The sequence below is a fragment of the Paraburkholderia sp. GAS42 genome, from assembly GCF_050436565.1.
Taxonomy (GTDB): domain Bacteria; phylum Pseudomonadota; class Gammaproteobacteria; order Burkholderiales; family Burkholderiaceae; genus Paraburkholderia.
In genome coordinates this window covers 195,775-215,228 of sequence record NZ_JBNDML010000001.1, presented here as the reverse complement: position 1 = coordinate 215,228, position 19,454 = coordinate 195,775, and the positions used below count along the sequence as shown (strand labels likewise).

Sequence of the window (19,454 nt, the reverse complement as noted above, 5' to 3'; positions counted from 1 at the left end):
GCTTTCAGCGGTTATTCGAGATATGTGCGGCAGCCCACAGAACGACGGCGCGACGCCATTTTCGCGCCGGCAAAGCAGAGTTCTCAACAAAGTTATCCACAGGGCATGCGGACGGATTGCAATTCTTCAGCAGAATCCAAAGCTTGGCGTCGAAAGTGAGGTTTTACTTTAACTTCGGCGCGTCGATGGCGACTCACAGGGGTTCGCGATTTGGCCCGTTTTACGCGGCGGATGCGGCGTGAGCGCCGTTTTTGTCCGCGTCGCGCTTGATCACCCGCTCCCGACGCTCTTCGACTACCGGTGCGACGTCGAGCCGCCGCCGGTGCCCGGCACGCTCGTGAGCGTACCGTTCGGCAAACGCGATACGGTCGGGCTGGTGTGCGAAGTCAGCGATCGAAGCGACGTGCCCGCCGACCGGTTGCGCACGGTCAACGCGATCTGTACGGCGTGTCCGCCGCTATCCGAAGCGTGGCTCAGGCTGGCGGCGTTCGCCGCCGACTACTACCAGCGTGGAATCGGCGAAGTGGCGCTGCCCGGTCTGCCGCAGGCGCTTCGCGATGCGTCGCGCTGGGCGCGGCTGCTCGCGCCGGAGGAGCGCTATCGCCTGTTGCCGACCGGCCGCGAAGCATTGCCCGACGCGCTGCCGGTGCGCGCAATCGCGCTGCGGCGTCTCGCCGATGCGCTCGTGGAAGCCGGTTCGCTCCTCGCCGCCGATGCGCGCGCGCTGCACCCGAAGGCAATCGCGACGCTCGATGCGTGGCAGGCGGAAGGCTGGGTTGCGCTGGAGGTGATCGAAGCCGCCGACGTGCGCGCGGCGACGCCGCGCCACGCAACCGCGACCGCCTTGCCGAAGCTCACCGACGAACAGACCGCCGCCGTCGAATCCATCCGTGACGCCAACGGCTTCGCGCCGTTCCTGCTGCACGGCGTGACCGGCAGCGGCAAGACCGAAGTTTATCTACGCGCGCTCGCCGAACTTCTGGCGGCTGATCCGGAAGCGCAGGCGCTGGTCCTCGTCCCCGAAATCAATCTCACGCCGCAGTTCGAAGCGGCGTTCCGCGCGCGCTTCGCGGCGCTCGACGCCGGCGCGATCGTCACATTACACAGCGGCCTCGCCGAAGGCGAACGGGCGCGACACTGGTTCGCGGCTCACGCCGGCCGCGCGCGCATCGTGCTCGGCACGCGGCTCGCCGTGCTGGCTTCGCTGCCGAAGCTGGCAATGATCGTCGTCGATGAAGAGCACGATCCGGCGTACAAGCAGCAGGAAGGGCTGCGCTATTCGGCGCGCGATCTCGCGATTTATCGTGCGAAGCAGCTTGGCATCCCGGTCGTGCTCGGTTCGGCGACGCCTTCGCTCGAAAGCTGGTGGCAGGCCGATCAGGGACGTTACGCGCGGCTCACGCTGTCGCGCCGGGCGGTTGCCGACGCCATGCTGCCGACGGTCAAACTGATCGATCTCGAAGAAGAACACCGCCGTGGCCGCGCGTCGATCGACGGCTTGTCGGGCCCGCTGCTCGCCGCGCTGAAGACGCGTCTGGAACGCGGCGAGCAGAGCCTCGTGTTTCTCAACCGGCGTGGCTACGCACCCGTCCTTTCGTGCGACGCCTGCGGTTGGGTCGCCGGCTGTCCGCGTTGCAGCGCGTATGTCGTGCTGCACAAGCCGGAGCGCGCGATGCGCTGCCACCACTGCGGCTGGGAATCGCGCATTCCGCGTTCGTGTCCGGATTGCGGCAACGTCGATATCGCGCCCCTCGGACGCGGCACGCAGCGCGTCGAAGAAACGCTGGCTGAAGCGGTGCCGGGCGCACGCGTGCTGCGCATCGACGCCGACAGCACGCGCCGCAAGGGCAGCGCGCAGGCGCTGTTCTCGGATGTTCATGCGGGCGAAGTCGATATCCTCGTTGGCACGCAGATGATCGCGAAGGGGCACGATTTTCAGCGCGTGTCGCTGGTCGGGGTGATCAACGCGGATACCGCGCTCTTTTCCCACGATTTTCGCGCAAGCGAGCGGCTTTTCGCGCAGCTGATGCAGGTCAGCGGGCGTGCCGGGCGCGCGGGTCTACCGGGCGAAGTGCTGGTGCAGACGCGCTACCCGCGTCACGCGCTGTATCACGCGCTGGCGCGCCACGATTACGTCGGCTTCGCCAAGTCGCAGCTTGGCGAGCGGCGCGATGCGCATCTGCCGCCATTCGTCTATCAGGCGTTGCTGCGCGCCGAAGGCCGTACGCTCGAAGCGGCGCTGGCGTTTCTGCAACAAGCCGCAGCGCAGCTGTCGCAGATTCCGGCGGCTGAGCGTGTCACCGTCTACGACGCCGTGCCACTCACCGTCGTCAAGGTGATGCACGTGCACCGCGCGCAGTTGCTGATCGAAAGCGCGTCGCGCGGCGCGCTGCAGGCGACGCTGCACGCGTGGCAACCTATGTTGCGCACGCTGAAAGGCGTGCTGCGCTGGAGCCTCGAAGTCGACCCGCTCGACATCTGACGCCGCGCCGCAAATCCCTTCCGGTTATATCCATAGAGCGAAAGGTCGTTTCGGCTTTCGAGGTTGCTCGACTATATTTCGCCGGATCGGCGCAATATTCACAATAATCAACCCGACCAACCTTCGCGCCGACGCACCTCAACTTCCGGGGCTTTGCGATGAGCGATACCAACCACAGCCTGCCGGCGGGCACCCAGCCCGCACCAGCGAACCGTTCCGAACGTACCGCACGCGGTGGCGGCGGTCTCTTTTCCACCGAAGACTGGTGGGCCGTCTGGATCGGCCTGTTTGTCATCGTGATCGCTTGGGTGCTGTTCGCGTCCGGCGGCAGCATCAAGTGGCTGGCCGTCGCGCCGGCCAAATGGTCGAGCGTCAGCGCAGCCGGCGCGGATCTCGTCAAGCATCTGCCGAACTACGTCGCGCTGTTCGCCGTGTTCGCCGTGCTGTTCAGTGTCAGCCTCGCCGCGTTGAAGCAGAAGGTCGCGCACTTCCTGCCGTCGTTTCTCATCCTGTTCGTCGTCTCGGTGCTGATCTTCGAGCTGGGCGCGTGGATCAACGCGTCGAAGTACAACCTCGAACCGCCACTGGTTGCACTCGCGCTCGGTCTGCTTGTCTCGAACGTGTTCCGGCTGCCGGAATGGTTCTCGGCCGGGTTGCGCGTCGAGTTTTATATCAAGGTCGGCATCGTGCTGCTCGGCGCGACGCTGCCGTTCACGTTGCTCGTCTGGGCCGGCCCGGTTGCGGTCGGCCAGGCGACGATCGTCTCGCTGGTCACGTTCTTCGTGATCTTCTTCGCGGCGAAGGCGTTCGGTCTCGACAAGCGTTTCGCCGCCGTGCTTGGCGTCGGCGGCGCGGTGTGCGGCGTGTCGGCGGCGATTGCGATCGCCGGCGCGGTGCGCGCGAAGCGCGAGCATGCCTCGGTGGCGATCACGCTCGTGATCCTGTGGGCCATCGCGATGATCTTCGTGTTGCCGTTCGCGTCGCGCTCACTTGGGCTTTCGACGGGCATCGCGGGCGCGTGGATCGGCACATCGGAATTCGCCGACGCAGCGGGCATCGCGGCCGCGCAGGCTTACGGCGACCTGGCGAAGAGCGCGGGCGGCGCGATTGCCGGCGCGCCGGAAGCGTCGCTGCAGGCATTCACGCTGATGAAGGTGGTCGGCCGGGATATCTGGATCGGCATCTGGGCGTTCGCGCTCGCGATCGTCGCGACAACCCGCTGGGAAACCGAAGACAGCGGCGTGAAGGCGAAGGCCGACGCGGGTGAAATCTGGGCGCGCTTTCCGAAGTTCGTGATCGGCTTTGTGATTGCGTCGGCGCTGGTGACGTGGATCGCCAGCCACTATTCGCTCGCGGACTACCGGAAGGTCGTCACGCCGGAATTCGTCGCGCCAATTACCGCGCTGCGCACGTGGGCGTTCATCTTCTGCTTCTTCAGCATCGGATTGACGACGCGTCTGCGCTCGCTTACCGCGACCGGCATGAAACCGTTCCTCGCGTTCACGGCGGGCGTTGCGGTCAATATCGCCATCGGCTACGTGCTGTCCGCGCACGTGTTCGCATCGTACTGGAATAGCCTCGGGCAGTGATCGTGAACTCGAAGGGCACCTCGACGGTCGGACGCGGCGCGGAAGACACCGCCGCGCTTCTCGACGCGAGCCGGTGTTGCGCCGGATGCCGGCACCGTGCCGACGACCGGCATTCACTCGAGCAGAGCATTCCAGGCCTCACTGTATTCAGTTCGGGTTTTGGTGCGAGCGTCGCGGCGAGCCGGCTGTGTCGTCTGCACGACCAGCTTGTCTCGCCGGGCGACTCCTGCAGCCACTTCACCCCGACGCAATGACCCGACGCTAACCCGCGTCACCGGCGTGCATGTCGTTCACGACGTGCTTTTGGCCGACCGATCGTTACGCGCGTTCACACGCGCCGCTTCCATCCGTTTTGCCGCCGGGCATGACGCGCCGCGGATAAAAAACACCGCACACAGCGCGCACATCGTCCAGATTCCGGCCACCACCATCCACTTTTCCATTTCAGCCACCTTCCCCGTAAGCGTTACGCCTGTTTTTTGCGGCGTGTATCTGTATATCGGCGCGGCGCGCGATTCGATAAGGGTATCGACGAAAAGAATCGCGCCAGGGAAAACACCGATCGCAACCGGACGCACCCGGCGCGCCTCGATCCGCCGAAAACCCCCGTTCCGTAAGGGTTTGCGGAGGGTGCAACCTTTGCCTGAAGAAGGTTGCACCTTTTTAATTGGAGGCGTACGATTCGCCAACTTTCTAGTCTTTCGCCGATAGTCAATCGGCATTCGAAGGAAACATGGCGAGCACTACCCTTGGCGTCAAAGTTGACGATCTCCTCCGTTCCCGGCTGAAAGATGCCGCCACGCGCCTTGAGCGCACGCCGCACTGGCTGATCAAGCAGGCGATCTTCGCGTATCTGGAGAAGATCGAGCACGGTCAGTTGCCCGCCGAACTGTCGGGCCTGAACGGCGCGGCCGATCTGGCCGAAGGCGCGTCTGTCGAATCGGACGAAGAAGGCGCCTCGCATCCGTTCCTCGAATTCGCGCAAAGCGTGCAGCCGCAATCGGTGCTGCGTGCGGCGATTACGGCGGCGTATCGTCGGCCGGAGCCGGAGTGCGTGCCGTTCCTGCTGGGCCAGGCGCGTCTGCCCGCAAACCTCGCCGCCGACGTACAGGCGATGGCCGGCAAGCTCGTTGAAACGCTGCGCTCCAAGAGCCGTGGCGGCGGCGTCGAAGGACTGATCCACGAATTCTCGCTGTCGAGCCAGGAAGGCGTCGCGCTGATGTGCCTCGCCGAAGCGCTGCTGCGCATTCCCGATCGCGCCACGCGCGACGCGCTGATCCGCGACAAGATCAGCAAGGGCGACTGGAAATCGCACGTCGGGCAGGCGCCGTCGCTGTTCGTGAATGCCGCAACCTGGGGCTTGATGATCACGGGCAAGCTCGTGACGACCAATAGCGAAACCGGTTTGTCGTCGGCGTTGACGCGTCTGATCGGCAAGGGCGGCGAGCCGCTGATCAGGAAGGGCGTCGATATGGCGATGCGCCTGATGGGCGAGCAGTTCGTCACCGGCGAGAACATCTCCGAAGCGCTGGCCAACAGTCGCAAGTTCGAAGCACGCGGCTTCCGCTATTCGTACGACATGCTCGGCGAAGCCGCGACGACCGAAGCCGACGCGCAGCGCTACTACGCATCCTACGAGCAGGCGATCCACGCGATCGGCAAGGCTGCGGGCGGCCGTGGCATCTACGAAGGCCCGGGCATTTCGATCAAGCTGTCGGCGCTGCACGCGCGCTACTCGCGCTCGCAGCAGGAACGCGCGATGAACGAATTGCTGCCGCGTGTGCGTTCGCTCGCGATCCTCGCGCGCCGCTACGACATCGGCCTGAACATCGACGCCGAAGAAGCCGACCGCCTCGAAATCTCGCTCGATCTGCTCGAAGCGCTGTGCTTCGATCCGGAGCTGGCCGGCTGGAACGGCATCGGCTTTGTGATTCAGGCGTACCAGAAGCGCTGCCCGTTCGTGATCGACTACGTCGTCGATCTGGCGCGTCGCAGCCGTCACCGCATCATGGTTCGCCTCGTGAAGGGCGCGTACTGGGATACCGAAATCAAGCGTGCGCAGGTGGACGGCCTCGAAGGCTATCCGGTGTACACGCGCAAGATCTACACCGACGTCTCGTATCTCGCCTGCGCGAAGAAGCTGCTTGGCGCGCCGGATGCGGTCTATCCGCAGTTCGCGACGCACAACGCGCACACGCTGTCGGCAATCTATCACCTGGCCGGTCAGAACTACTATCCGGGTCAGTATGAGTTCCAGTGTCTGCATGGCATGGGCGAACCGCTGTACGAGGAAGTCACCGGCCGCGACAAGCTGAACCGTCCGTGCCGCGTGTACGCGCCGGTCGGTACGCACGAAACGCTGCTCGCGTATCTCGTGCGCCGTCTGCTGGAGAACGGCGCGAATACGTCGTTCGTGAACCGCATCGCCGATGAAACCGTCGCGATCGCGGACCTCGTCGCCGATCCGGTCGATGAGGCCTCGAAGATCACGCCGCTCGGCGCGCCGCACGCGAAGATCCCGCTGCCGCGTCAGCTGTTCGGCGCCGAGCGTCTCAATTCGATGGGCCTCGATCTGTCGAATGAACATCGTCTGGCGTCGCTGTCGTCGGCGTTGCTGGCGAGTGCGCATCATCCGTGGCGCGCCGCACCGATGCTCGCCGACAACGACATCACCGATGGCGCCGCACGCGACGTGCGCAACCCGGCTGACCAGCGTGACCTCGTCGGCACGGTCGTCGAAGCGAGCTCGGAGCACGTGAGCGCCGCGCTCACGCACGCGGTGGCCGCCGCGCCGATCTGGCAGGCGACGCCCGTCGAAGCGCGCGCCGATTGCCTCGCGCGCGCCGCCGATCTGCTCGAAGCGCAGATGCATACGTTGATGGGTCTCGTCGTGCGTGAAGCGGGCAAGTCGCTGCCGAACGCCGTCGCGGAAATCCGCGAAGCGATCGACTTCCTGCGCTATTACTCGACGCAGATCCGCACCGAGTTCTCGAACGACACGCATCGCCCGCTCGGTCCGGTGGTGTGTATCAGCCCGTGGAATTTCCCGCTGGCGATTTTCATGGGTCAGGTTGCGGCGGCGCTGGCTGCCGGCAACACGGTGCTCGCGAAGCCGGCCGAACAGACGCCGCTGATCGCCGCGCAAGCCGTGCGCATCCTGCGCGAAGCCGGCGTGCCGGCGGGCGCGGTGCAACTGCTGCCGGGCGATGGCGAAACGGTGGGCGCGGCGCTGGTTGCTGACGCCCGCACGCGCGCCGTCATGTTCACGGGCTCGACCGAAGTCGCGCGTCTGATCAACAAGACGCTGTCGTCGCGCCTCGACGCCGACGGCAAGCCGATTCCGCTAATCGCCGAAACCGGCGGCCAGAACGCGATGATCGTCGATTCGTCGGCGCTTGCCGAGCAGGTCGTCGCCGATGTGCTGCAGTCGTCTTTCGATTCGGCCGGTCAACGGTGTTCGGCGCTGCGCGTTCTCTGTCTGCAGGACGACGTCGCTGATCGCACGCTCGAAATGTTGACGGGCGCGATGGGCGAACTCGCGATGGGCAATCCGGATCGTCTGTCGATCGACGTCGGCCCGGTGATCGACATCGAAGCGAAGCGCGGCATCGATGCGCACATCGCCGCGATGCGCGAGAAGGGCCGCAAGGTCGTCCAGCTGCCGATGCCGGAAGGCTGCGCAGCGGGCACCTTCGTGCCGCCGACGCTGATCGAACTCGACAGCATCGACGAACTGAAGCGCGAAGTGTTCGGCCCGGTGCTGCACGTGGTGCGTTATCGCCGCAGCGCGCTGGACAAACTGCTCGATCAGATCCGCACGACCGGCTACGGGCTCACGCTCGGCGTCCATACGCGGATCGACGAGACGATCGCGCATGTGATCGGCCGCGCGCATGTCGGCAATATTTATGTGAACCGCAACGTGATCGGCGCGGTGGTGGGTGTGCAGCCGTTCGGTGGTGAAGGTCTGTCGGGCACGGGTCCGAAGGCGGGCGGCGCGCTGTACCTGCAGCGCCTGCTGGCGAAGCGCCCGGCGGGATTGCCGAAGTCGCTGGCGGCGGCGCTTGTGGTGGATGCGCCGCAGTCATCCCAAAACGTGGATGGAATCGGCGACAATCCGGCTGCCGCGTTGACGGCACTGCGCGACTGGCTGATCGGTGAAAGTCAGGCTACGCTCGCGGCGCGCTGCGACGGTTATCTGTCGCACGTGCTGGCCGGCGCGACAGCCGTGCTGCCCGGACCGACCGGCGAGCGCAATACGTACACGCTCGGTGCACGCGGCACGGTGCTGTGCGTGCCGTCGACGCAAAGCGGCGCCCGCGCGCAGTTCGCGGCGGTGCTGGCGACGGGTAACCGCGCGCTCTTCGAAGGCGCGGCAGGCGAGCAGCTGGTTGCTGCGTTGCCCGCAGGATTGAAGCAATACGCGAGCGTGAAGAAGAACGCCGAGGCCACTTTCGATGCCGTGCTTTTCGAAGGTGACAGCGACGAACTGCTCGCGCTGGTGAAGGAAGTCGCGAAACGACCGGGGCCGATCGTATCGGTGCAGGGCGTGGCGGCACGCGCGCTGGAAAGCGGCGATGAGGATTACGCACTTGAACGTCTGTTGACGGAACGTTCGGTCAGCGTAAATACGGCAGCAGCAGGCGGCAATGCGAATTTGATGACGATTGGCTGAGCGAACCTCGACGATCAATTCAAAAAAATGGAAGCGGCACGGCGACCCCGATGCCGCTCCACTCACACCTGGTACCAAGGAGAAGCTATGCAGCACACGATGAAAGGGCTGGCAGGCGCGACGCTCGTCGCGGTCATGTCGCTGGCGGGGACCGCACAGGCACAAACGGCAGAAGATGTGAAGATCGGCTTCGCCGGTCCGATGACGGGCGCTCAGGCCCACTACGGTAAGGACTTCCAGAACGGCATCACGCTGGCTGTCGAAGATATGAACGCGACGAAGCCGGTGATCGGTGGCAAGCCGGTTCATTTCGTCCTCGACTCGGCGGACGACCAGGCTGACCCGCGCACCGGCACGACGGTTGCACAGAAGCTCGTCGACGACGGCATCAAGGGCATGCTCGGCCACTTCAACTCGGGCACGACGATTCCGGCCTCGCGCATCTACGCGAACGCAGGCATCCCGGAAATCGCAATGGCGACGGCGCCTGAGTACACGCAACAAGGCTTCAAGACGACGTTCCGCATGATGACCTCCGACACGCAGCAAGGTTCGGTGGCCGGCACGTTCGCAGTGAAGTCGCTCGGCGTGAAGAAGATCGCGATCGTCGACGACCGCACCGCATACGGCCAGGGTCTGGCTGACCAGTTCGAGAAGGCCGCGAAGGCATCGGGCGCAACGATCGTCACGCGTGAATTCACGAACGACAAGGCTGTCGACTTCAAGGCAATTCTGACGAAGCTGAAGGCCGCGAATCCGGACCTGATCTATTACGGCGGCGCGGATTCGCAAGCTGGCCCGATGGTCAAGCAGATGAAGACGCTTGGCATGAAGTCGCCGCTGATGGCTGGCGAGATGGTCAAGACGGACACGTTCCTGAAGATCGCGGGTGACTCGGCGAACGGCACGGTGGCATCGCTGGCTGGCCTGCCGCTGGAAGAAATGCCGGGCGGCAAGGACTACACCGCGAAGTACAAGAAGCGCTTCAACGAGGACGTGCAGACGTACTCGCCGTACGCTTACGACGGCGCGATGGCACTGTTCAACGCAATGAAGAAGGCAAACTCGACGGATCCGGCAAAGTACCTGCCGCTGCTCGCGCAGACGTCGATGCCGGCTGTGACGTCGAAAGACCTCGCATACGACAGCAAGGGTGACCTGAAGAACGGCGGCATCACGCTGTACAAGGTTGTCGACGGCAAGTGGACGACGCTGCAAAGCGTGGGCGGGAAGTAACAGGCACTAATAGCTGCCGTGCCGGCTACAGCGCTGCCGGAATACGGCGCGCGACACAAGCCGGATCGCCAGCCTTTCCGCACAGTCCCGGTAGTTCGAAAACACTCCGCGAGCGAATTTCGCTTCCGGAGTGTTTTTTTTGGGGCGCGTGGATTCCAATTCGTTCGCCGACTCTTCCCGCCTTCCGCCTCGTTGCATTGAACCGAAAAAGCCTCGCGCCTCTTAAACGGGCCGATTTTCATAAGAGGCGCCTCAACGTTATCCGTTTTGAATAGTCTGTTTTGTAATCGCCAAATCCTTGATCTAAATTCACTCGTCTGATTTACAGGCGACGTGACCAACGGCTAATCTTGATCGCATAGAAGTCAGGCATCTTGGTCAAATTGCTTAGTATGGCTAATAATCGCCTGAAATTTCATTCGGACAAACGGAAGCGGCGGATTTCTGAAGTTGCAACATCTTCGGGTCCGATTTGAACTGGTTTGATTCAAATAAACGGATGGTTCAGTGTCAATCAAGACCGAACACGAAATAACTGCATGGTTGATCGCCTACACACAGGCGCATTTCAATGCTGCATGGAGCGGTGTGCCGGCGAGCCTGGCTGATCTGGGCATCGACTCATTGTCGGGCGCCGAACTACTCAGCTCACTGGAGCGTTGGCTTGGGATTTCGATTCCTGTCGACTTTCTGGAGCGCATAACCGATTCGCGCGAACTCGCGAGAGCGCTGGTCGCATTGCAGCAGCCGTCGAAATCCGTTCCGGGTGCAGAAAGTGCGTTCGAATCTTTCGTGAATCCATGGCTGGCCAAAAAGCTGGAGCAACTCCATATAGACAGGTCCTTCGTTCGCGCCGAAGGTGCGTATCTATACGATCAGAATAACGAAAGATATCTCGACTTCCTTGCGCAATACGGCGCGGTGCCTTTCGGTCATCATCCTGAGGAGATCTGGAGCGCGGTTGACGCGCTGCGCGTCGACGCGGAGCCGATTTTCGCGCAGCCGTCCCGGCTGGTATCGGCGGGACGTCTCGCGCAACGGTTGATCGAGCTGGCGCCGCCGGGGCTCCAATATGTCACGTTTACAAACAGCGGCGCAGAGTCGGTGGAAGCCGCGCTCAAGATGGCTCGTCATGCCACGGGTCGAACGCACATCCTGTCGACGAGAAACGCCTTCCACGGAAAGACGTTCGGCGCGCTCTCGGCCACCGGCAAGCCGGACTACCAGTCGCATTTCGGCCTGCCGCTCGCAGGATTCGATCATGTCGAGTACGGCAACGCAGCCGCGCTCGAAGAGCGTCTTGCTTCCCGCGCGGGCGTCTACGCCGCGTTCATCGTCGAGCCGATCCAGGGGGAGGGCGGCGTCCACGTGCCGCCGAAAGGATATCTGTCCACCGTCGAGGCAATCTGCCGAAGGCATGGCCTCGTTCTGATTGTCGATGAAGTGCAGACCGGACTTGGACGTACCGGCGCGATGTTCGCCTGCGAGCACGAGGGCGTGCGCCCGGACATTCTTCTGCTGTCGAAGGCGCTGGGCGGTGGCGTCGTGCCAGTCGGTGCCGTGCTGAGTACCCCGGCGGTCTACCGCGAAAAGTTCGCTTTAAAGCATTCGTCGACGTTTGCGGGCAATGCACTGGCGTCGCGCGTCGGGCTTGCCACACTTGAGCGACTGACGCGCAACGAAGGCGAATTGCTGCGCCACGTGCAGGTCGAAGGCGCGTATCTGAAGCAGCGGCTGGAGGCAATGCGCGAGCGCTTTCCGCTTCTGGTCGACGAGATTCGGGGGCAGGGGTTCATGCTGGGTATTCGCCTGAGCGCCGACCGTGCGCGCTGGCCGGAGAATTTCCTCGGCATCGCGGCGCAGGAGGGCGAGCTGGCGCAGTTTGTCGCTAGTACCACTGTGTTAAAAAATAAGGCATTATTCGCTTGTCTTCAAGCAATTTATGAGGAGTGCGATGGAACGTCCTTCGGAGCGATTCGACGAGTACGTGTCCCTGATGACTCAGTCGCTGGGGCACGCTGATCGTGTCGAGCCATTTCGTGGCTACTGCACGGGGTTGATGTTGCCGGTCAGGCGCAAGAGCGTTGAGCCCATGGCTGCGCATCTGTCACCGGACCGGGTGCGCTCGGAACACCAGAGTCTGCATCACTTTGTAGCCGATGCACCGTGGTCGGATCAGGCGGTGCTTGATACAGTGCGCAGTTACGCGCTTGAGCGGATCGGCCGTCGTGCGGGACCACCTGAGGCGCTGATCATTGACGATACCGGCTTTCCGAAGAAGGGCAAGCACTCGGTCGGGGTCGCCCGGCAGTACTGCGGCCAGTTGGGCAAGCAAGACAACTGCCAGGTGGCCGTCAGCGTCTCGCTCGCAAATGAACGCTTCAGTCTGCCGGTCCGCTATCAACTGTACCTGCCGCAAAGCTGGGCCGAGGACGCGGACCGGCGCAAGGCTGCCAAAGTGCCGGAAGCGCTTGAGTTCGTCACCAAGCCGATGCTCGCGCTGCAACTGCTTGAAGACCTCGCAGAGGTGGAATCCCTGCCGCAACTGGTTCTGGCCGATGCCGGTTACGGGGCGAGCACCGAGTTCCGCGAGCAACTCACGCAGATGGGCTTCACGTATGTGGTCGGGGTGACAGGCGCGGTCAGCCTGCAGACGCAAGCTCAGGCGCCGCTGCAGGCAAAAGAGCTGGCCATGCAGTTACCATCGCGGCGCTTTCGCACCGTCACATGGCGAGAAGGCACCAACGCCGCCTTGTCGTCGCGCTTTGCGGCAATACGGGTGCACTGCGCCTCCCGCGCAGCCCAGCCATCTGAGAGCGCCGAGGAACAATGGTTGCTCGTCGAGTGGCCCAGCGAAGAGCTCGAGCCGACCAAATACTTCCTCAGCACGTTGCCGGCTGACACGCCGATCAAGGAACTCGTGCGACTTGCAAAACTGCGCTGGCGCATTGAGCGCGATTATCAGGAGCTCAAGCAGGAACTCGGCCTGGGGCACTTCGAGGGACGCAGCTGGCGCGGCTTTCATCACCACGCGACGCTGTGCATAGCCGCTGATGGCTTTCTCGTCACCGAACGTCTGGTGGCGCAAAAAAAAACTCCAGCCCATCGGCTACCCGGCGAAGTGCCTTCCTTACCCGAGGGCTTCCGGCCCCGGGGCGCCCCTGCGTAAGCAGCGCCATGTGTCGGACTCCATTACAACGCTGCGACTGGAGCTTGCTGCCGCGCTGCTTGCCCGTCTCGAACGGTGCCCGTGCTGCGGCCGGAAAATCGAGTAGTTTGTTAACACAGTGGTACTAGCTACCTGTTGAACGTCGAGCGGGTCCGCTTCGCGCCGACGCTCAATCGCGGCGACGTGCTGCGCGTCCAGCCGCCGCTGACCGCGACACGCGAGCATTGCGACAGGGCAATCGACGCGCTCGAGCGCGCATTGAGCGCGCTGGCATGCCGCAATACAGGCACGTTCTATCGGGCGTTGCTGCGACGCGAGGCACCGGCGTGCGCGACAGCAGGAGTGCCTGAGGCGTGTGAGGTGCACGGCACGCCGGACATCACTGAAATCGCTTCGCCCGGAGAGCCGCGCGCGCCATCGCTTCGCCATGCGCGGGATACGGCAGACGAACATCGTTTTGGATTTCTGATTCATCCGCTCGACGCGCAAAGCTACGCCGACTATGACTCCAGTCTGAACATTCTGGATGCGCAAGAACTGGCGGAGTTCGCAGCAAGCATGGACGGCCTGATTGATCCCGTGGTCGGTTCCAGCGCGCAGATCGAATCGCCAGCAGGAACAAAAGCGCGAGGCGATTTCATCATGATCGGCCACACAGCGGCCCAATTGCGGCAACTTTCGCAACATGAGGCGATCGCAGTGCTGAATCGCGGCATCAGGCTGGCGTGCAAGCGCGGCGCGCAAATTGTCGGCCTCGGTGCCTATACATCCGTGGTGAGCGGCGGCGGCGCGCAGTTGCTGAACCCGGATGTCGCGCTGACGTCGGGCAATTCCTATACCGTCGTCGCGGGCGTCGAAGCGCTCGATGACGTCATGCGTCGCACGGGCCGTCAGTGGGATGCAAGCACGGCCGCGGTCATCGGCGCGGCGGGTGCGATCGGATCCTGCACGGCGGTCCTGCTGTCGCGTCGGGCCGCGCGGATGTTGCTGATCGGTAACCCGGCGCACGCGCGCGAAACCGGACGTGCGCGGCTTCTTGCAGTGGCGCGCACGATCGTCGAAGGGGCGCTTTCGCCATGCGACGAGCCGCTTCTCCCCGGCTCGCTTGCTGCGCAGATCAGGCGTGCCGCAGCGCACGCGAACGATACGTCGCGCCAATCCGACGCCGATGTCCTGATCGCACAACTTGAAGAGCACGGGGCGCTAGTCCTCACAGGCGATATTCGCACCCTTGGGGAGGCAAACGTCGCGCTCGCGGCAACCAGCTTTCCCGGCGACGTCATTGACGAGGCTCTGCTGCAGCCAGGCACCATCGTGTGCGACATATCGAGGCCGCGTTGCATTTCGGCTTCGATCGTCGAGACCCGCCCCGACGTACTGGTGATCGATGGCGGGGTGATTGCGTTGCCGGGTTCCCCGCGGATCGGTCCGTATGGCATAGCGCGCGGCACCGCATTCGCGTGCATGGCCGAAACGATGCTGCTCGCGCTCGAAGGACGCTTCGAGAACGTGAGCATCGGCAACGCACTGGATGCGCAAGAGATCGCGCGGCAACAGCAACTCGCGCGCAAGCACGGCTTCGCACTCGCCGGTCTGCAAAGCTTTGGCCGACCTCTCTCGGACGAGCACTGGAACCGCTTCATCGACTTCACCGCGCAACGGGCCCTGCCTCTCGCCTGAGCCGCGCGTCGACATATCCGTTTCAAGGAGATCTCCATGACTGCATCGAACCAACTGCTCCAGCTTCTGGTTCCGGCCGCGCCGTACGCGAGTTCGAGCCTCGTCGAAGTCGCGCGCAGCCACGCGTATGCCAACCCGGCTGGGCGGCCGTTCACCTACATCGACTATTCAGGCCCGCAGCCGGAAGACCGGTCGATCACCTACCTGCGTTTTGATCAACGGGCAAGGCAGATTGCAGCACTATTGCAAAGCTCGGGTAGACCGGGCGACCGCGTGCTGCTGCTTTATCCCGCGGGGCTCGACTATCTGTGCGCGCTGTTCGGCTGCCTGTATGCCGGCATGATTGGCGTGCCCGCGTATCCGCCGCTGAATCCACGTCTGCGCGATCGCCTTGCGGCCGTCGCGCACGATTGCGGCGCGAGCGCCGCTCTGACGACGGCGGCCACGCTCATTCAGCTGGACGACGACGCGGGACCGCTCGCCCGGCTCCGCTGGTTAGCGACAGATACCCATTTCGAGGCGGAGTGTCTCGAAGACGCATGGCGCGACCCCCATGTGGATCGCGACCAGATCGCGATCCTGCAATATACGTCGGGTTCGACGGGCACGCCGAAAGGCGTCAAGGTGACGCACGGCAATTTGCTGCACAACGTCTATCTGATCGCGCTCCACCTGCAGTTTCGACTCGACGACCATCATCTGACCTGGTTGCCGCCCTATCACGATATGGGGCTGATTGGAGCAATTCTGGGGTCGTTCTGCGCAGGCGTGCCGGTCAGCTTCATGGCGCCCGCGGCGTTCCTGCGCCGCCCCGACCGATGGCTCAGTGAACTGTCGAAGCGACGTTGCACCGTGAGCGGCGCGCCTAACTTCGCGTACGAACTGTGTATCGACAAGGTCGCGGACGAAACCCTCGAGACGCTGGACCTGTCGAGCTGGGAACTGGCTTATTCCGGTGCGGAGCCGGTGCGGTCGGATACGTTGAACCGTTTCGTCGAGCGCTTCGGGTCGCGCGGCTTCCGGCGCAGCGCCTTCTATCCCTGTTATGGCATGGCCGAGACCACGCTGTTCGTCACAGGCAAGCGGCGCGAGGACTCACCCCGCACGCTCACGATTGATAGCGTCGCCTACGCGAAGACGGCACAAGCCGTCGTGCCGGACGACCCGTCGCTTGATACGCTGGTGCGCGAACTGGTCAGTTGCGGCAGGCCGGCAACGGGTCTCGACGTGCGCATCGTCGATCCCGACTCGGCAATAGAACGGGCCGACGGAGCGGTTGGTGAAATCTGGGTCGCGGGGCCGTCGGTGGCAGCGGGCTATTGGGACCGTCCCTGCACGACTGATCAGGTATTCGGCGCCAGCATGCGCGACCGCCCGGGCGCCTGGCTGAAGACGGGCGACCTCGGTTTCATGCGCGAAGGCGAACTGTATGTCAGTGGCCGCCTCAAGGACGTGATCATCATTCGCGGCGTTAATCACTATCCGCACGACATTGAACGTACGGTCGACCATTGTCACGAGGCGATGCGTCCCGGATGCGGAATCGCCTTTTGCATTGCCGTGGGCAATGAAGACCATCTGGTGTTCGCACAGGAAATCAACCGCCGCGACGAGCCTCGCGCCGATGAGATCGCTGCCTGTATGCGGGACGCTATCTACAGAAATCACGGCATCCAGCCCTATGCGATCGTCCTGATTGCGAACGGCAGCATTCCCAAGACAACGAGCGGCAAGCTGTCGCGCCGTCCCTGCCGCGAGCAGTTCCTCGAAGGTCGGTTGCAGGTTATCGCGCAATGGATGAATCCGCGTTTCGCCGGTGCGGAAACGATCCGCGACACGCGTCGCGAAACGCCGCTTCCTGTCTGAATCCGTTCGCCCCTTTTCCAGGAGAGTTTCATGTCAGCGCTTTTGCCGGACACCGCAGCTTTTGTTCCCACCTTTGATCCGCTTGTTCCGCATCCTCTGCACGTGCGGGATCCTTACCAGGTCTATGCGCAATTGCGCGAGCATGCGCCGGTGTATCGCTCGCCGCATGGCGTATGGATTGCCAGCCGGCACAGCGAAGTCTCATTCATGCTGAAGGATGCGCATTTCGGACGCGGGTATTTCTACTTCGAAAACATGGCGGAGCGGCTCGGGCCGCGGATTGTCGATCAGCCTGTATACGCGTCGGCCCGCAACATGATGGTGATGAAAGACGGCGAAGATCATCTGCGCGTGCGTAACGCGGTCGCGCGTAGTTTCTCCCACAAGCGGGTCGAAGCGATGCGGCCGTTCATGCGGTCGGTGATGAGCGATCTGGTCGACGCAGCGCTCAAAAAGCCCGCGTTTGATGTGATGCTGGATCTGGCTTTTCCCTTGCCGAGCGCTGTGATCTGCTACCTGATCGGTATCCCGCAGCAGGACTGGTCGAAGTTCAGCCAGCGCAGCGCAAACGGTTCACGCGCGCTTGAACCTGCACCGTTGAGTCCGCTGGAACTGTTTGAACAGAACAAGGCCGTCAATGAAGCTCACGAATATTTCCAGTGGCTGATCGAGTTGCGCCGGCGCGAGCCTGGCGACGATCTGACATCGCAACTCATTGCGGCCGAAGCGGACGGGCAGGTAACGCGCGCCGAGATGATCGACAACCTGCGAATGATGTTCGTCGGTGGTCAGGAGACCACGGTGAATACGATCGGCAATGGCCTGCTTGCACTGTACCGGAACCCCGATCAGCTGCGCGCGCTGAAAGACGACATCACGCTGCTTTCCGACGCCGTCACCGAGATGGTTCGCTACGATTCCGCGGTCCAGATGACGCCGCGCCAGGCACGCGAAGACATCGAGGTCGCGGGCGCTTCGATCAAGGCGGGTGAAACGATCCTCTGCATCGTGGCATCCGCAAATCGCGATTCGACGGCGTGGCCAGACGCAGATCGTTTCGACATCTCGCGCAAAAGCAGCTACCCGCTGTCATTTGGCGGTGGTCCGCACTACTGCCTTGGCGCGCAGCTTGGCCAGGTTGAAACCGAAGTCGCGCTGCAAACGATTTTTGAGCGCCTGCCGGATCTCAAGCCGGAGATCGACGACCCGCGCTGGTTGCCAGGCACGGTGGTCTTTCGCGGGCTGCAGTCACTGCCTGCCACCGCGTGATGAGGAACTTCGCATGATCCGCAAATTCATGACAGGACTCGTCGCGGTGGCGTTGGTCTTTCTCTTACCCGCTGCGGTTCTTCAGCCCGACGCGCTCGTCTCGTCGAAGCTCTGGGCAATGGTGGGGGCCGGGCTGCTCGCTTCGCTGACGCAGCCCGCCTACAGCCCTCTCGATCGCGATGCACCGCCGGAAGATCGAGGCACGGCAAAGCAACTCGTGTGGACTGTGTATCTGACGCTGCTGGGCGGGGTCATCGAGTGTCTGGTGTGGCGTTATCCAGGCAGCATGGCCTGGGATGAGCTGGCCGTCGTCGCGTTCGCGGCTGCTATTGCGGGTGCGTTATTGCGGGCGTGGGCCGTGGCGGAGCTTGGACGCTTCTTCACCTGGCACGTGCGCGTGCAGGCAGATCAACAGGTGATTTCGAGCGGGCCGTATCGCCTGATGCGCCACCCGAGCTACACGGGTGCCTGGTTCCTTTACACCGGCATGTTGCTCGCAATGCATGCGCCGCTCGCTGCCGCGCTCGCCGGCGTGCTGCTCATGGCGGCTTTCGTGCGACGCATTCGCTACGAAGAAGGTTTGATGCTGCAGACGTTTGGTGCGCAGTACATCACCTATTGCAGTCGCGTGAAGCGACTGGTTCCGTTCATCTGGTAACCCGGGAAATAAATGACCTCCATGTTCACGCTTCATCACTCGCCATTTTCCGTTGCATCACAGAAGGTCCGGCTCGCACTTGCCGAGAAGCAGCTCGGATGGAACGACCGCATTGTGGATCTCCTTGGTGGCGAGCATTGCAGTGAAGCATTCCGTCGCCTGAACGCACGCGCGGAAGTGCCGGTGCTCGAACACAACGGGCTTGTACTGACTGAATCGTGGTTCATTTGCGAGTACCTCGACGAAGCGTTTCCGCAACATCCGCTGATGCCCGTGGCGCCGGCGCATCGTTACGCGGCGCGGCAATGGAATCACTGGATCGACCGTGAGCTGCACCACGCCTCGGGCGTTGTGACGTGGGCCGTGCTGGCGCGTCCGCTTTTGTTGCAGCAGCCGGCCGGTGCGGTCAGCGCATTGCTTCAGGCGATACCCGACGAGTCTGTGCGCGCGTGGCGCAGCAGCGTGCTTGAGCACGGGCTCGATGCCCCGGAACTGAAGGATTGTATCGACCGGCATCGCGTATTTTTCACGCGTATGGAAGCGCAGCTCGTCGACGCCCATGCGTGGCTCGCCGGACCGGCCTGCAGTCTCGCCGATCTTGCTGCATTGCCCTATGTGATGCGCGCGGAACACGTGGGCCTCGGCAGTCTGATGACTTTCGAAGCGCATCCAAACCTGCGTTCCTGGTACATGCGAATGCTGACAAGACCGTCCATGCAGCCGTCGTTCGTCCGGTATCTCAATCCTGAACTGCAGGACCTCATGACGAATCTCGTGGTGGCAGCGCAGCCGAAGCTGGAACAGCTCATGCGGCAGACGGGCTGAAGGGG

General features: G+C 63.3%; 13 protein-coding genes. 12 read left to right on the top strand and 1 reads right to left on the bottom strand.

Annotation, left to right across the window (positions count from 1 at the left end):
* Positions 1 to 238: 238 nt before the first annotated feature.
* The 3 genes from P3T16_RS00980 (at position 239) to P3T16_RS00970 (ending at position 4,325) form a co-directional block, all read left to right on the top strand.
* The gene (locus P3T16_RS00980; RefSeq protein ID WP_429340849.1) at positions 239 to 2,482 is read left to right on the top strand and encodes a primosomal protein N'; all 2,244 of its coding nucleotides are present in this window, start codon (positions 239 to 241) and stop codon (positions 2,480 to 2,482) included.
* Positions 2,483 to 2,640: 158 nt separating this feature from the next.
* Positions 2,641 to 4,071, top strand: coding sequence for a YeiH family protein (locus P3T16_RS00975; RefSeq protein ID WP_429259220.1), 1,431 nt, complete (start codon positions 2,641 to 2,643; stop codon positions 4,069 to 4,071).
* A gap of 2 nt (positions 4,072 to 4,073) precedes the next feature.
* Positions 4,074 to 4,325, top strand: a complete 252-nt coding sequence (locus P3T16_RS00970) for a hypothetical protein (RefSeq protein ID WP_429259219.1) — start codon at positions 4,074 to 4,076, stop codon at positions 4,323 to 4,325.
* Between the two features lie 36 nt (positions 4,326 to 4,361).
* Here the strand turns inward: P3T16_RS00970 and P3T16_RS00965 are convergent, their stop codons facing one another.
* Positions 4,362 to 4,760, bottom strand: coding sequence for a hypothetical protein (locus P3T16_RS00965; RefSeq protein ID WP_429340848.1), 399 nt, complete (start codon positions 4,758 to 4,760; stop codon positions 4,362 to 4,364).
* A 44-nt stretch (positions 4,761 to 4,804) separates the two neighbouring features.
* Here P3T16_RS00965 and putA point away from each other — a divergent pair, with 44 nt between their 5' ends.
* The 9 genes from putA (at position 4,805) to P3T16_RS00920 (ending at position 19,449) form a co-directional block, all read left to right on the top strand.
* The gene (putA, locus tag P3T16_RS00960; RefSeq protein ID WP_429340847.1) at positions 4,805 to 8,746 is read left to right on the top strand and encodes a trifunctional transcriptional regulator/proline dehydrogenase/L-glutamate gamma-semialdehyde dehydrogenase; all 3,942 of its coding nucleotides are present in this window, start codon (positions 4,805 to 4,807) and stop codon (positions 8,744 to 8,746) included.
* An 87-nt stretch (positions 8,747 to 8,833) separates the two neighbouring features.
* Positions 8,834 to 9,982, top strand: coding sequence for a branched-chain amino acid ABC transporter substrate-binding protein (locus P3T16_RS00955; protein WP_429259216.1), 1,149 nt, complete (start codon positions 8,834 to 8,836; stop codon positions 9,980 to 9,982).
* Between the two features lie 507 nt (positions 9,983 to 10,489).
* Positions 10,490 to 12,004 carry an aminotransferase class III-fold pyridoxal phosphate-dependent enzyme gene (locus tag P3T16_RS00950; RefSeq protein WP_429340846.1) on the top strand — a complete coding sequence of 505 codons (1,515 nt, stop codon included), beginning with the start codon at positions 10,490 to 10,492 and terminating at the stop codon, positions 12,002 to 12,004.
* Positions 11,937 to 13,151 (top strand): IS701 family transposase, encoded by a 1,215-nt coding sequence (locus tag P3T16_RS00945; protein ID WP_429340845.1) that lies wholly within the window; start codon positions 11,937 to 11,939, stop codon positions 13,149 to 13,151. Before P3T16_RS00950 ends, P3T16_RS00945 begins: the two co-directional genes overlap by 68 nt.
* Positions 13,152 to 13,286: 135 nt before the next feature.
* On the top strand, positions 13,287 to 14,831 hold the full coding sequence (locus tag P3T16_RS00940; protein WP_429340844.1) for a hypothetical protein: 1,545 nt from the start codon (positions 13,287 to 13,289) through the stop codon (positions 14,829 to 14,831).
* A gap of 36 nt (positions 14,832 to 14,867) precedes the next feature.
* Positions 14,868 to 16,697 (top strand): fatty acyl-AMP ligase, encoded by a 1,830-nt coding sequence (locus P3T16_RS00935; protein WP_429340843.1) that lies wholly within the window; start codon positions 14,868 to 14,870, stop codon positions 16,695 to 16,697.
* Between the two features lie 30 nt (positions 16,698 to 16,727).
* A complete protein-coding gene (locus P3T16_RS00930) occupies positions 16,728 to 17,966 on the top strand; it encodes a cytochrome P450 (protein WP_429340842.1) in 1,239 nt (412 codons plus the stop codon).
* 13 nt (positions 17,967 to 17,979) lie between these two features.
* Positions 17,980 to 18,624 carry a methyltransferase family protein gene (locus P3T16_RS00925; RefSeq protein WP_429340841.1) on the top strand — a complete coding sequence of 215 codons (645 nt, stop codon included), beginning with the start codon at positions 17,980 to 17,982 and terminating at the stop codon, positions 18,622 to 18,624.
* Between the two features lie 12 nt (positions 18,625 to 18,636).
* The gene (locus P3T16_RS00920) at positions 18,637 to 19,449 is read left to right on the top strand and encodes a glutathione S-transferase family protein (RefSeq protein WP_429340840.1); all 813 of its coding nucleotides are present in this window, start codon (positions 18,637 to 18,639) and stop codon (positions 19,447 to 19,449) included.
* Positions 19,450 to 19,454 lie beyond the last annotated feature (5 nt).

What these genes read in the sequence shown, in the direction of transcription:
- P3T16_RS00930 (WP_429340842.1), top strand. Translation starts at nt 16,728, where the DNA reads ATGTCAGCGCTTTTGCCGGACACCGCAGCTTTTGTTCCCACCTTTGAT.
- putA (WP_429340847.1), top strand. Translation starts at nt 4,805, where the DNA reads ATGGCGAGCACTACCCTTGGCGTCAAAGTTGACGATCTCCTCCGTTCC.
- P3T16_RS00920 (WP_429340840.1), top strand. Translation starts at nt 18,637, where the DNA reads ATGACCTCCATGTTCACGCTTCATCACTCGCCATTTTCCGTTGCATCA.
- P3T16_RS00935 (WP_429340843.1), top strand. Translation starts at nt 14,868, where the DNA reads ATGACTGCATCGAACCAACTGCTCCAGCTTCTGGTTCCGGCCGCGCCG.
- P3T16_RS00955 (WP_429259216.1), top strand. Translation starts at nt 8,834, where the DNA reads ATGCAGCACACGATGAAAGGGCTGGCAGGCGCGACGCTCGTCGCGGTC.
- P3T16_RS00945 (WP_429340845.1), top strand. Translation starts at nt 11,937, where the DNA reads ATGGAACGTCCTTCGGAGCGATTCGACGAGTACGTGTCCCTGATGACT.
- P3T16_RS00975 (WP_429259220.1), top strand. Translation starts at nt 2,641, where the DNA reads ATGAGCGATACCAACCACAGCCTGCCGGCGGGCACCCAGCCCGCACCA.
- P3T16_RS00925 (WP_429340841.1), top strand. Translation starts at nt 17,980, where the DNA reads ATGATCCGCAAATTCATGACAGGACTCGTCGCGGTGGCGTTGGTCTTT.